The organism is Burkholderia sp. 9779_493, from assembly GCF_015712215.1.
Taxonomy (GTDB): domain Bacteria; phylum Pseudomonadota; class Gammaproteobacteria; order Burkholderiales; family Burkholderiaceae; genus Burkholderia; species Burkholderia cenocepacia.
Genome location: NZ_JACCQA010000017.1, coordinates 89,543 through 102,053 on the forward strand (window position 1 = coordinate 89,543; position 12,511 = coordinate 102,053).

The 12,511-nt window shown below is 64.9% G+C and carries 14 protein-coding genes; 10 read left to right on the top strand and 4 right to left on the bottom strand.

Translation table 11 applies throughout. The annotated features are described in order from the left end of the window. Nucleotides 1-11: 11 nt before the first annotated feature. From H0X95_RS19285 to H0X95_RS19310, 6 genes are all read left to right on the top strand, one after another. The gene (locus H0X95_RS19285; protein ID WP_034201321.1) at nt 12-1,163 is read left to right on the top strand and encodes a VanZ family protein; all 1,152 of its coding nucleotides are present in this window, start codon (nt 12-14) and stop codon (nt 1,161-1,163) included. 154 nt (nt 1,164-1,317) lie between these two features. After that, nucleotides 1,318-1,635 carry a (2Fe-2S) ferredoxin domain-containing protein gene (locus tag H0X95_RS19290; protein WP_006485233.1) on the top strand — a complete coding sequence of 106 codons (318 nt, stop codon included), beginning with the start codon at nt 1,318-1,320 and terminating at the stop codon, nt 1,633-1,635. Nucleotides 1,636-1,648: 13 nt separating this feature from the next. After that, nucleotides 1,649-2,293, top strand: coding sequence for an alpha/beta hydrolase (locus H0X95_RS19295; protein WP_006485236.1), 645 nt, complete (start codon nt 1,649-1,651; stop codon nt 2,291-2,293). A gap of 508 nt (nt 2,294-2,801) precedes the next feature. Next, entirely contained in the window at nt 2,802-4,112 is a 1,311-nt protein-coding gene (locus tag H0X95_RS19300) for a D-alanyl-D-alanine carboxypeptidase family protein (RefSeq protein WP_006485243.1), read from the top strand. 48 nt (nt 4,113-4,160) lie between these two features. After that, complete coding sequence (locus H0X95_RS19305) at nt 4,161-5,087, top strand: D-amino acid aminotransferase (RefSeq protein ID WP_006485237.1); 927 nt, start codon at nt 4,161-4,163, stop codon at nt 5,085-5,087. Beyond that, complete coding sequence (locus tag H0X95_RS19310; RefSeq protein ID WP_011546305.1) at nt 5,087-5,395, top strand: HP0495 family protein; 309 nt, start codon at nt 5,087-5,089, stop codon at nt 5,393-5,395. The genes H0X95_RS19305 and H0X95_RS19310 overlap by 1 nt, the downstream gene beginning before the upstream one ends. A gap of 23 nt (nt 5,396-5,418) precedes the next feature. On the opposite strand, the gene H0X95_RS19315 is transcribed toward H0X95_RS19310, so the two are convergent. Further along, the gene (locus H0X95_RS19315; protein ID WP_006485238.1) at nt 5,419-6,408 is read right to left on the bottom strand and encodes a transcriptional regulator GcvA; all 990 of its coding nucleotides are present in this window, start codon (nt 6,406-6,408) and stop codon (nt 5,419-5,421) included. Nucleotides 6,409-6,510: 102 nt separating this feature from the next. Here H0X95_RS19315 and H0X95_RS19320 point away from each other — a divergent pair, with 102 nt between their 5' ends. The 3 genes from H0X95_RS19320 (at nt 6,511) to lipA (ending at nt 8,662) form a co-directional block, all read left to right on the top strand. After that, nucleotides 6,511-6,837, top strand: coding sequence for a DUF2917 domain-containing protein (locus H0X95_RS19320; RefSeq protein ID WP_006485239.1), 327 nt, complete (start codon nt 6,511-6,513; stop codon nt 6,835-6,837). An 84-nt stretch (nt 6,838-6,921) separates the two neighbouring features. Continuing rightward, the gene (gene lipB, locus H0X95_RS19325) at nt 6,922-7,677 is read left to right on the top strand and encodes a lipoyl(octanoyl) transferase LipB (protein WP_059723988.1); all 756 of its coding nucleotides are present in this window, start codon (nt 6,922-6,924) and stop codon (nt 7,675-7,677) included. Further along, on the top strand, nt 7,670-8,662 hold the full coding sequence (lipA, locus tag H0X95_RS19330) for a lipoyl synthase (RefSeq protein WP_006499067.1): 993 nt from the start codon (nt 7,670-7,672) through the stop codon (nt 8,660-8,662). The genes lipB and lipA overlap by 8 nt, the downstream gene beginning before the upstream one ends. Nucleotides 8,663-8,962: 300 nt before the next feature. Here lipA and H0X95_RS19335 read toward each other — a convergent pair whose 3' ends face one another. The 3 genes from H0X95_RS19335 to H0X95_RS36390 are packed head-to-tail and all read right to left on the bottom strand — an operon-like array spanning nt 8,963 to nt 11,146. Continuing rightward, nucleotides 8,963-9,631 carry a hypothetical protein gene (locus tag H0X95_RS19335; RefSeq protein WP_196446144.1) on the bottom strand — a complete coding sequence of 223 codons (669 nt, stop codon included), beginning with the start codon at nt 9,629-9,631 and terminating at the stop codon, nt 8,963-8,965. A gap of 13 nt (nt 9,632-9,644) precedes the next feature. Continuing rightward, nucleotides 9,645-10,559 carry a glycine zipper family protein gene (locus tag H0X95_RS19340; RefSeq protein WP_060265666.1) on the bottom strand — a complete coding sequence of 305 codons (915 nt, stop codon included), beginning with the start codon at nt 10,557-10,559 and terminating at the stop codon, nt 9,645-9,647. Continuing rightward, the gene (locus H0X95_RS36390) at nt 10,556-11,146 is read right to left on the bottom strand and encodes a PAAR domain-containing protein (protein WP_442859836.1); all 591 of its coding nucleotides are present in this window, start codon (nt 11,144-11,146) and stop codon (nt 10,556-10,558) included. Before H0X95_RS36390 ends, H0X95_RS19340 begins: the two co-directional genes overlap by 4 nt. 342 nt (nt 11,147-11,488) lie before the next feature. Between H0X95_RS36390 and tauA the strand changes: the two genes are divergently transcribed. Next, nucleotides 11,489-12,505: a taurine ABC transporter substrate-binding protein gene (gene tauA, locus H0X95_RS19350; protein WP_006485234.1), complete on the top strand. Its 1,017-nt coding sequence runs from the start codon at nt 11,489-11,491 to the stop codon at nt 12,503-12,505. Nucleotides 12,506-12,511: the final 6 nt, after the last annotated feature.

Below are 12,511 nucleotides of genomic sequence, written 5' to 3' on the forward strand. Positions count from 1 at the left end.
GTGCAGCCGCGATGAACGTGCCGGGCCCGCATCGCGCGTCACCGCTCGCACGGCAGGCATTTGCCGCCTATGCGGCGCTGATCGTCTATGCGTCGCTGTATCCGTTCGAAGGCTGGGCGGCGCTCGGCATCGGCCCGTTCGATTACCTGTTCGCGCCGATGCAGCGCTACGTGACGACGTTCGACGTGGTCACGAACGTGCTCGGTTATCTGCCGTTCGGCGCGCTCGGCGTGCTCGCGCTGCATCCGCGCTGGCGCGGCGTGGCCGCGACGCTGATCGCGGGCGGGCTCGGCGTGCTGCTGTCGGGCGCGATGGAAGCGCTGCAGACCTATTTGCCGACGCGTGTCGCGTCGAACCTCGATCTCGGCGCCAACGCGTTCGGCGCGCTGCTGGGCGCGGCGCTCGCCGCGCCAGCCACCGGCGCGCTGCTCGACCGCGGCGTGTTGCGCCGGCTGCGCTTCGCGTGGCTGGAAGCCGATGGGTCGACGCCGCTGCTGCTCGCCGCGCTGTGGCCGTTCGCGATCGTGTTTCCGTCGCCGTTCCTGTTCGGCATCGGCGACTGGCCGGCCGCGCTGTGGGAGCGCGCCGACGCGTCGATGCAGGACGCGGTGCTCGCGTGGCTGCCGGCCGCCTGGCGCGTCAGCGAATGGCCCGAGCGGGTCGACGGCTGGTTGTCCGATTCGGCGTGGGAAGCTATGCTCGGCGGGCTGATGCTGTTCGCCGCGCTGGCGATCGCGTCGCTCGCGATGCGCCCGCACGCGCCGCGCATCCGGCTGCTGGTCGCGCTGGTGGTCGCCACGCTCGTGCTGAAGGCCGCGGCGACCTTCATGCAGTCGGCCACCGGCCTCGTCGTCGTGTGGGCGACGCCCGGCGCGCGGCTCGGCATCGAGCTCGGCTTCGCGGCGGCGCTCGTCGCCTTGCGCGTGCCGGCGACGTGGCGCGCGCTGCTCGCGGCGCTCGCGCTGCTGGCCGGCGTCGCGCTCGTGAACCTGCTGCCGGTCAATCCGTTCTTCGACTTCACGCTGTCGGGCTGGCGGCAGGGGCGCTACGTGCACTTCAACAGCCTCGCGCGCTGGCTCGCGTGGATCTGGCCCTACGCGGCGCTGATCTGGCTCGGCCAGCGCGTCGAGCACGCGTGGCTGCCGGCCGCGCTGCGCCGCTGACGCCGCAGTCCGGGCCGTGCGGCGGCGGCCGTGCCGCGGGCAGCCGCGTGCGCCGGTCGCTATAATCGTCCGCATCCTCCGTTGCCGCCTCGCGCAACGGCAATCCATCGCCCCTCTTTCCGCACGGCCTCGTGCCGGGCCGCTCGTCACCATCATGGATTCCTACTACCAGCACCACGTCTTCTTCTGCCTGAACCAGCGCGACCCGGGCGCCGAACGTCCGAGCTGCGCGCAATGCGATGCACAGACCATGCAGGAATACGCGAAAAAGCGCGTGAAGGAACTTGGCCTCGCGGGGCCGGGCAAGGTCCGCATCAACAAGGCCGGCTGCCTCGACCGCTGCGAGGAAGGGCCGGTGATGGTCGTGTATCCGGAGGGGACGTGGTACACGTACGTCGATCAGGCCGACATCGACGAGATCGTCGAATCGCATCTGCGCGACGGCAAGGTCGTCGATCGCCTGAAGATCTGAGCGGGCCGGCCGAATGAACGTTCATACGCAGAAATCGCTGATCGCGGGCCCGATCGGCCAGATCGAAATCGCGGTCGACCTGCCCGACGCCGTGCGCGAAGGCGGCGCCGCGCCGCGCGGCATCGCGCTCGTCGCGCATCCGCATCCGCTGTTCGGCGGCACGATGGACAACAAGGTCGCGCAGACGCTCGCGCGCACGCTCGTGCAGCTGAACTACGTCGTCTACCGGTCGAATTTCCGTGGCGTCGGCGCGACCGAGGGCGTGCACGACAACGGCACGGGCGAGGCCGACGATCTCCTCGCGGTGCTCGCGCACATGCGCGCGCAGCCCGCGTATGCGGACCTGCCGCTCGTGCTCGCGGGCTTCTCGTTCGGCACCTTCGTGCTGTCGCACGTCGCGAAGCGGTTGCGCGATGCGGGCGAGACGATCGAGCGGATGGTGTTCGTCGGCACGGCCGCGAGCCGCTGGCAAGTGGCCGACGTGCCCGAGAACACGCTCGTGATCCACGGCGAAACCGACGACACGGTGCCGATCGCATCGGTGTACGACTGGGCGCGGCCGCAGGAGCTGCCCGTCGTCGTGATCCCCGGCGCCGAGCATTTCCTCCATCGCAAGCTGCACGTGCTGAAGCGCATCATCGTCGACGCGTGGCGCTAGCCGCCATGCGGGCGTCGGCGTAGGCGCCGGCGGCCCGTACCGCGCATCGGCCTCGGCCGGACGATGCGCGACCCTTCCCGAAACTTCACGCGACAGCGCGCCGCACAGCGCGGTGCGCCGCCTACGGCATCGTGGCGCAACCCGACTTGCACACCGCCTGCGCATGCCTTTCGCGCGGCTTCGAGCGCACGTGCCCGCCGCGTCTCCACGCTATGCTCTCGCAGCCGGTATGCGGGCGTCCGCTGCCAGGTTCGCGAAAACGCCGTTCGCGGCCACGTATAATGGCCGCATTCCGCGTCGCCCGCGGCCCGGCTGGGCCCATGCCGCGCTCGTTTCGCCGCCTGTCCGCCCGCTCGCGACGGCCGCGAACCGAACGCGTCCGCACGAGTCCAACCGGCGCGTTTCGCGTCGCCCGACGGTGTCGGGCGAGTGCCCGACACGCCCGTCGCCTTGCCGTTCAACCCTGCGCGTTTCGCACCGCACTTTCTGCCATCAGCCTGAATCGATCATGCGTCTGTCTTCCCAAGGCCTCAAGTCCCTCGCTTCCTCCATCGCCTTCGGCACCGCCGCGCGCAACGTAGCGCTCGGCGTGATGCTGCCCGTCGCGCTCGCGTCGACGATCGTCGTCGCCGAGGCGAAGCCGGCCGCCAAGGCCAAGGCCGCGCATGCGGCGCCGGCCGCCGAGCAGTTCACCGGCGCGCCCGCGACCTACATGCCGGGCGCGGTGCCGCCGCCGGGCGTGAACGCGCGCTCGTGGGTGCTCGTCGACGCGACGAGCAACACGGTGCTCGCATCGGGCAATGCGGACGAACGCGTCGAGCCGGCGTCGCTGACGAAGCTGATGACCGCGTACCTCGTGTTCGAGGCGCTCGACAAGAAGAAGATCTCGATGGAGCAGATCGTCACGCCGAGCGACGCGGTGCGCCGCGTCGGCCGCGACGAGTCGCGCATGTTCATCGAGGCGAACAAGCCGGTGTCCGTGCACGACCTCGTGTACGGGATGATCATCCAGTCGGGCAACGATGCCGCGATCGCGCTGGCCGAACTCGTCGGCGGCAGCGAAGGGCAGTTCGTCACGCTGATGAACGACGAGGCGGCGCGTCTCGGCATGAAGGGCACGCACTTCGCCGACGTGAACGGCATGCCCGACCCGAACCACTACACGACGGCCGGCGACCTCGCGAAGCTGTCCGCGCACCTGATCCGCGATTTTCCGCAGTACTACGGCATCTTCTCGGAGAAGGAATTCAAGTACAACAACATCCGCCAGGGCAACCGCAACCGGCTGCTGTGGCTCGACCCGACGGTCGACGGCCTGAAGACGGGCCATACGCAGGCGGCCGGCTTCTGCCTGATCGCATCGGCGAAGCGCGCGATCCCCGGTGTCGACGGCCAGCGCCGTCTCGTGTCGGTGATGATGGGCGAGCAGAAGGAAAACGACCGCACGCAGGACAGCATGAAGATGCTGAACTACGGCTACAGCGCGTTCGATTCGGTGCGCCTGTTCAAGGGCGGCCAGGCGATCTCGACGCCGCGCATCTACAAGGGCAAGGACAACACCGTGCAGGTCGGCGTGAAGGGCGACCAGTGGGCGACTGTGCCGCGCGGCCTCGGCGACAAGGTCAAGACCGAAGTCGACGTGAACGCGCCGCTGATCGCGCCGCTCGCGGAAGGCCAGCAGGTCGGCACCGTGAAGATCGTCGCCGACGGCAAGACGCTGTCCGAATTCCCGGTCGTCGCGCTGCAGGCCGTGCCGGAAGCGGGTATCTTCGGACGTATCTGGGACTCGATCCTGCTGATGTTCAGCAAGAAGAAGTAAGCACGACGGGCCTTTGTTTTCACGACTTCATCCCCATCTGTCATAGCCATGAGCCAAGCCGAATTCGAACCGATCGTCTACCTCAGCGTCTCGGCGCAGGAGGAACTGGTGCCGCTGTCCGAAGCCCGTGTGCCGGTGCTCGACCGCGGATTCATCTTCGGCGATGGCGTGTATGAAGTCGTCCCCGTTTATGCGCACGACGGCGCGCACGTGCCGTTCCGGATCGAACAGCATCTGGACCGGCTCGCGCGCAGCCTGAAGAAGATCGGCATCGACAACCCGCACGATGCGGCGGGCTGGCGCGCGTTGATCGAGCGGGTGGTCGCGGCGAATGCCGAAGGCCTCGGCGACGGCAACGCGCTCGTCTACCTGCAGGTGACGCGCGGCGTCGCGAAGCGCGGCCACGCGTTCCCGGCGAACGCGGTGCCGACGGTGTTCGCGATGACGAGCCCGCTGCGCCTGCCGTCGGAAGAGGAGCGCGCGAAGGGCGTGCGCTGCGTGACGGCCGAGGACCGTCGCTGGCTGCATTGCGACATCAAGTCGATCTCGCTGCTCGGCAACGTGTTGATGGCGCAGCATGCGGCCGAGCGCGATGCGTTCGAGACGATCCAGCTGCGCGACGAAAACGTGACGGAAGGCTCGTCGTCGAACGTGTGGATCGTGAAGAACGGCGAACTGTTCGCGCCGCCGCGCAGCAACAAGATCCTCGAAGGGATCCGCTACGCGCTGGTCGAGCAGCTGGCCGACGAATGCGGGATCCGGTTCGTCGCGCGCGAGATCAGCGAGGTCGAACTGCGCTCGGCCGACGAGATCATGCTGACGTCGGCCACGAAGGAAATCCTGCCTGTGACGTCGCTCGACGATCTGCCCGTGCAGGGCGGCAAGCCGGGCCCCGTGTTCGCGGCGCTGTATGACGCGTACCAGCGTGCGAAGGCACGCGAGTTTGAACAGTTTGACCTAACCCGGAGAAAATGATGAGCGAACCGACCAAAACCGTCGAGGTCACCGGCGCGATCGAGACCCGGAAGGAGTCGCTGCTGGAGTTTCCGTGCGATTTCCCGATCAAGATCATGGGCAAGGCGCATCCCGAGTTCAAGGACACGATCTTCAAGGTCGTGGCCGTTCACGACAACGAGATCGACGTCGAGAAGATCGAGGAGCGCGCGTCGAGCGGCGGTAATTACACGGGCCTGACGATCACCGTGCGCGCGACGAGCCAGGAACAGCTCGACAACATCTACCGCGCGCTGACCGGCCATCCGATGGTCAAGGTCGTGCTCTAAGGGGCCGTTCCGGTGGCCCGGGATCAGCGCAAACGGCCGCTGATCCCTTTCCATCCTCCCTCCAGCGCGCACTCGGCGGGGCATTTTCCCGCCGCGCGCCGCGCGTCCAGCTCGTCGCACAGCCGCTTGTATTCGGCGACCTCCTCGAACAACCAGGTCCGGAACGCCTGCACGCGCGGCGTGTTGAGCAGCGGCGGCGGACACACGAAAAAATAGTGCCACGGGCTCGGCCCGTCGATGTCGAACAGGCGCACGATGCGCCCGTCGAGCAGGTCGTGGACCGCGAGCGAGCGGCGCACCAGCGCGATGCCCTGGCCCTCGATCGCGGCCAGCAGCAGGTTCGACGAATCCTGGTACAGGATCCCCCGTTTCGGCTCGGTCAGCGTATCGAGCCCGGCCGCGTCGAACCACGGCCGCCACAGCTCGTCGTCCGAGCGCAGCAGTGGGTAGTGCACGAGATCGGCGGGCGTCTGCGGCAGCTTGCCGCCATTCAGCGTCGGCGCGCAGGCCGGAAAGAACACCTCCTCGAACAGCGGCTCCACGTGCAGCCCCGGATAGCTGCCGAAGCCGAAGCGGATCGCCAGATCGACGTCGTCGCGCGCGAAATCGGTGAGCGAGTTGGTCGACTGCAGTTCGACGTCGATTTCCGGATGCCGCTCGATGAACGTGCCGATGCGCGGCGTGATGAAGCGCGCGGCGAACGACGACAGCATCGACACCACCAGCCGCCGGTCGCGGTCGCTCGCGCGCACGTCGCGCGTCGCGTCGGCGATCACCATCAGCGCGGTGCGGATCTGCTGCGCGTACCGCATGCCGGCGTCGGTCAGGCACAGCCGCTTGCCGTTGCGCGTGAACAGCTGCACGCCGAGCTCTTCCTCGAGCGCGCGCACCTGGTGGCTGACCGCGCCGTGCGTGACGAACAGCTCGTCGGCGGCGCGCGAGAAGTTCTCGTGGCGCGCGGCGGCTTCGAACGCGCGAATCGCGTTCAGCGCGGGGAGCTGGCGGAGGTCCATTTGCTAATTTTCCTCACATCGACGTGAAAATTGGTCGTTTGGTCGGACGCCTTCGAGTGACTACGATTGTAGCCATCGGAGCACTTATTGGCGGAGTCGATCATGCAAGAAATCTCTTCAAGCATCACCTTCGAAATTCCCCCGGGCGAGACCGTGCCGATGAGGGTGCAACGCAGCACGCGGCTGGTCGTCCAGTGCGGGCCGGTCTGGGCGACGCGCAGCAACGACGTCGACGACTACTTCCTGGCCGACGGCGAGACGCTGAAGCTGCGCCGCGGCGAGCGGCTGTGGCTCAGCGCGGAAGGCCGCGAGGGCGCGTGCGTCGCGTTCTCGGTGTCGCGGCCGCCGCGGGAAGTCGCGCTCGGCGGGCTGACCCGGCTGCGCCAACGCGTGAGCGCGCTGTTCCATGACGGCTGGCGCACCGTCTGACCATCATTTCATCCGACGGATACCGGCGATCCGTCCCCCTCCCCAGGCCGGCGAGACCCACGGGTTTTCGGTAAACTACCGCCCATGTCCGTTTCGCCGGTTTCCATCGTGTCCACGCCTGTCGCCGTTTCCGCATCGCCCGCCGAAGTCCCGGATCAGCCGGTCCAGCCGGTCACCGTGCGCTGGCGGGGCAGCGAGGCGTACGAGGCGAGCTTCGACGCGATGCGCGCGTTCACCGATACGCGCACGGCCGACACCGGCGACGAGATCTGGGTGGTCGAGCATCCGCCCGTCTACACGCTCGGCCAGGCCGGCGACCCGGCGCACCTGCTGGTGGCCGACAGCGGCGTGCCGCTCGTGAAGGTCGACCGCGGCGGACAAATCACTTACCACGGCCCCGGCCAGATCGTCGTCTACCTGTTGCTGGACCTGCGCCGGCGCAAGCTGATGGTGCGCACGCTCGTGACGAAGATCGAGGAGGCCGTGATCGAAACCCTCGCGGCGTATAATCTCGCTTCGGTCCGCAAGGCGGGCGCGCCGGGGATCTACGTGGCATCCGGCGTGCACGAGGGCGCGAAAATCGCGGCCCTCGGCCTGAAGATCCGTAACGGCTGCAGCTATCACGGGCTGAGCCTGAACGTGAAGATGGATCTGCGCCCGTTTCTTGCGATCAACCCGTGCGGCTATGCCGGACTGGAAACCGTCGACATGGCGAGCCTCGAGGTTGCCGCCGACTGGAACGACGTCGCCCGCACGCTGGTGCGCCGTCTGATCGCCAACCTCGACGGCGCATCCGCGGCCGCCGACAAGCCGCACGCACTGGAACAATCGAATGACTGACGTTACCGCTTCTCCCGCACCGGCCGATACGGCCGCGACCCCTGCCTACGATCCGACCGCCAAGCAGAAGGCGCAGGCGAAGACGGCGCGCATCCCGATCAAGGTCATTCCGATCGAAAAGCTGAAGAAGCCCGAGTGGATTCGCGTGAAGGCGGCCACCGGCAGCTCGCGTTTCAACGAGATCAAGACGATCCTGCGCGAGCACAACCTGCACACCGTGTGCGAGGAGGCGAGCTGCCCGAACATCGGCGAATGCTTCGGCAAGGGCACTGCGACGTTCATGATCATGGGCGACAAGTGCACGCGCCGCTGCCCGTTCTGCGACGTCGGCCACGGCCGTCCCGATCCGCTCGACGCGGATGAACCGAAGAACCTCGCGCGCACGATCGCGGCGCTCAAGCTCAAGTACGTGGTGATCACGAGCGTCGACCGCGACGACCTGCGCGACGGCGGTGCGGCTCACTTCGTCGAGTGCATCCGCGAAGTGCGCGAGCAGTCGCCGGACACGCGCATCGAAATCCTGACGCCGGACTTCCGCGGTCGTCTCGACCGAGCGATCTCGATCCTGAACGCCGCGCCGCCGGACGTGATGAACCACAACCTCGAAACGGTGCCGCGCCTGTACAAGGAAGCGCGCCCGGGTTCCGACTACGCGCATTCGCTGAAGCTCTTGAAGGACTTCAAGGCGCTGCATCCGGACGTCGCGACGAAGTCGGGCCTGATGGTCGGCCTGGGCGAAACCGAAGAGGAAATCCTGCAGGTGATGCGCGACCTGCGCGCGCACGACGTCGACATGCTGACGATCGGCCAGTACCTGCAGCCGTCCGAGCACCACCTGCCGGTGCGCGCGTACGTGCATCCGGATACCTTCAAGATGTACGAGGAAGAGGCGTACAAGATGGGCTTTACGCACGCGGCCGTCGGTGCGATGGTGCGTTCGAGCTATCACGCCGATCTGCAGGCGCATGGGGCCGGGGTGGTCTGATCGCTCGCTGACGCTCCACGCATAAAAAGACCCGCTTTGCGGGTTTTTTTATGCATTTCTTTGTCTCGCTGTCCTGACGAAGCGAAGCATCGCCTTCTAGCGCAGCACAATTTCGTCAGTGCTTCCAGCAGCAGTCAGCATTCGGTCGATCTTGCGTCATTCCGCCTTCACACTCCTGCTGGTCATGGCAAAGTGTCGCGATCCGTTACTGATTGACGTGAATCAGCCATAGCTGAAGAGACCAGATCGGGTAAGCGCGGGGCCATCACGTCGCATCGTGCCATTACCGGACACGGGCTCTTAGTCTTCAAGCTCGCGAAAACGGGCATCGCGCATTCTGATACTCTGGATCCACAGTTTCCAGTCCTCGGCCGAGATATAGGCGCCAGCCTCTTCCCTTCCTTCTTTCAGAAAGCTCGTCTGTTCATCCAGGCTCAGGCTTTCCCAGAACGAGTCCCATACATAGTTCAGCCAGTAGTGAGGGTCGCCCTGACCGATATGCAGAACCGGTCCGAACTCATACAACGCGATCCACGGCGGGGTGGGGTGGAAGCCTTGTTCCGAGAGCTTCGCAATCAGTTCAATATCGTTGGAGAGCAAGCGCACGACTCGCTCTGCAAACCTCCATGTGGGGGAGATGATGGTGCTCAGCGACTGCCCGTCGACTTCGCGGATGAAATGGAAATACGTAACCTCGTCCCTGCCTTGCCGCACGAGATTGAGCAAAGCTGGAAACTGGCCAGGCTGAACATGATGAACCAGACCAAAAGCATTGATACCTGCATCGCCTTGATATATCGGCTTGGGATAGGTGGGAAGTTGCTGCTGTTCCAGATCGATCGCGCCTGAGCCGAAAATAGCTTGCAATTCACCGAGCGACCTTCCAAAGGCATCTTCCAGACTCTTCAGACTTTCCCGCTCCGCACGCTTCGTTTGCAACTCTTCAACCTTGCGCTTGAAGAAAGACACATCTCCTCCCTCATCATTTATCCGGGATCTGGCCGGCAATCATAGAACCGCCGAAATAGCCGATGGCGCCAAAGACGATGCCACCGATGGCGCCGGTTATTACGGCACCAGGCCCAAGTTCAATACCAACCATCGCACCCGCTGTAGCCCCCACCCTGGCTCCAGCAACGGCGCCGGCCCAACTACCTGCCCATCCACCAGCCTGGCGAATGACTTCCTTTTCCAGAGGACGAATGGACTTTAGACGAATGGATTCATTGGATGCCACCGAGAGGTCATAGCCGGTAAAAGCGAGGCCGACAACCCGCACAACCCGAGCATATTTGACGATGCCGAGGCTGATAGCCAAACCACGCTGCGAGAACACACCTTCACCTGGCACCATTGGCCGTGGTTGAACCAGAACCTCCTTGTCCATGGCCAGGACTTTTTGTTTGATATGTTCCGCCCACCGCCTGTCTTTTGAGCGAGCCTTGGCGGCATATTCATCGATGGCTCGAACGATTTCGTCGGTCGTCACGAGCCTCGCTCCTGCTCGCCTGGCTTTGGCGATGTCGACATACACAGTCTTGCCCGCCATTCTGCCCGCGCCTTCAGGGTAGGTGCGACTGGGAGAGGCATAGGAAGTTAGCTTGTCGTATTCCAGCACGTGCTCAACCACGCTGCCTGGAGCTTTGGGACCGCCCTTGCTCCACAGACCATATTTCTCTGGATAGACTTCGCGCATCTCACCAAGCGGTGAGAGCTCAAGTTGCTTGAGATATGGATCGTTGATCGTGCTGTACGTGCGACGGACCAACATGCCGTCCTTTCCGACTTCTTCAACAGTAACAAAGAAGAAAATGCGAGCAGGCATGTGATGCCCGAGGACATCATACTTGGAGTCAGCGGTAGTGTTTGTCGTTGTACGATATACGAAGTTGCTCATTGCTCCCACCGCTCCAGAGCTTGCAGGCCGACTGCAATGTCCAGCTTTGACACATCTTTCGTGTAGACGCGAGGACAATAACCTTGGGCGTCCGTCAGCCCCTTATAGACTGCCCCTGTTGACGTGCGAATGTGATAGGGCGAACTGCAAACAGGTTGACTATTGGCGTCGAGTACGCGGACGCGCTCATCGTAGTTGCCTCGATACTCTTCCGTCAGAGATTGCACTGAAGATCTGTATCCCATCTCGGCGAGGTTATGAGACTCGACGCTATGAATGCTATCGGTTTGGGAAGCGATCATTACAGGAGGAGGGTGGCATTTGCAAAGGCACAAGTCGCCATCAAGCGCCTGTTCTTTACCCATCAAATGATCCGGCCAACGAGGACCTTGTGCCGCGATCACACCCGTGGACCGGCACGCGTTACAAACGACCTGAGCGCCAACAAAAGTCAGGGCTGTGCCGTGATGCGTGCAACTGTCTACCCCCTCGATGACGATGCCGCCGGTAGTCGACTTGTCGCCAACTTTAAGCAAGTACCGTTTCATGCTCCTCACCTGTTTTCGCAACAGGCGAAGAATTATCATGGTGGCATAGTGCGCAGCAATCAGACAGGTACTAAAAAATCTGCAATCCGAATTTTTGCGAAATCTTCCGGGTTTACCTATTTTTCATAGCGAATGTGTGGAGCTTGGAAGTCTTGCAAGTTCGCTAAGACTTTGCATCGACTGACGAGCGAGGGGTACGCGCGGCAACGACCCGCCACCGCACGACAATCGTCGTCGGACCGGACGCGCGATCCATTTCAGCGTGGAAAGCAAAGCTGAAACGACATCGATAGCTTCGCAGGATAAGTTCGCTCCCGCCGCGCGCAAAGCCCGTAAAGTCGGCTCTCCCGCAGCAATGCCCGCATTCCGAAGGAGAGCCGCATGTCCCGTTTCAGCTTCATCCGCCGCGCCGTCGTCGCGCTGACCGCCTTTGCCGCGCTCGGCGCGGCGCACGCCGAATCGCGCGAAGTCGTGATCGCGTACCAGGACATGGTCGTGCCGTGGCGCTACGCGCAGGCGAGCGGTGAAGTCGAAAAGGCGACCGGCTACAAGGTCACGTTCCGCAAGCTCGACAGCGGCGCCGACGTGATCCGCGCGCTCGCGTCGGGCTCCGTGCAGCTCGGCGAAGCCGGCTCGAGCCCGATCGCGGCCGGCCTGTCGCAGGGGCTCGACATCTCGCTGTTCTGGGTACTCGACAACATCAACGACGCCGAGGCGCTCGTCGCGCGCAACGGCTCGGGCGTGACCAGCATCGCCGCGTTGAAGGGCAAGAAGATCGGCGTGCCGTTCGTGTCGACGTCGCACTTCCATACGCTCGTCGCGCTGCAGGCCGCGGGCGTCAATCCGAACGACGTGAAGATCGTCAACCTGCGTCCGCCCGAAGTCGCGGCGGCGTGGGCGCGCGGCGACATCGACGCGACCTATATCTGGGATCCGGTGCTCGCGAAGGTCAAGCAGTCGGGCACGGTGCTGACGACGTCCGGCCAGGTTGCGAAGGAAAGTGGCAAGGCGACCTTCGACGGCTTCGTCGTGAGCCGCAAGTTCGCGCGCGAGAACCCCGAGTTCGTCACGCGTTTCGTGAAGGTGCTCGCGGCGGCAGACGCCGACTACCGCGCGCATGCGGCGGCGTGGAAGGTCGGCTCGCCGCAGGTCGCGGCGGTGGCGAAGGTGTCCGGCGCGAACGCGCAGGACGTGCCGGCCAGCCTCGCGCTCTACGCATTCCCGACGGCGGCCGAGCAGGCATCGCCGACGTGGCTCGGCGGCGGCGCGCAATCGGGCGCCGCGAAGTCGCTCGCGGCCACGGCCACGTTCCTCAAATCGCAAGGCACGATCCAGACGGTGCTGTCCGACTATTCGGCCGGCGTCGATCCGCAGTTCGTGCAGAAGGCCGCGCGCTGAGCGCGG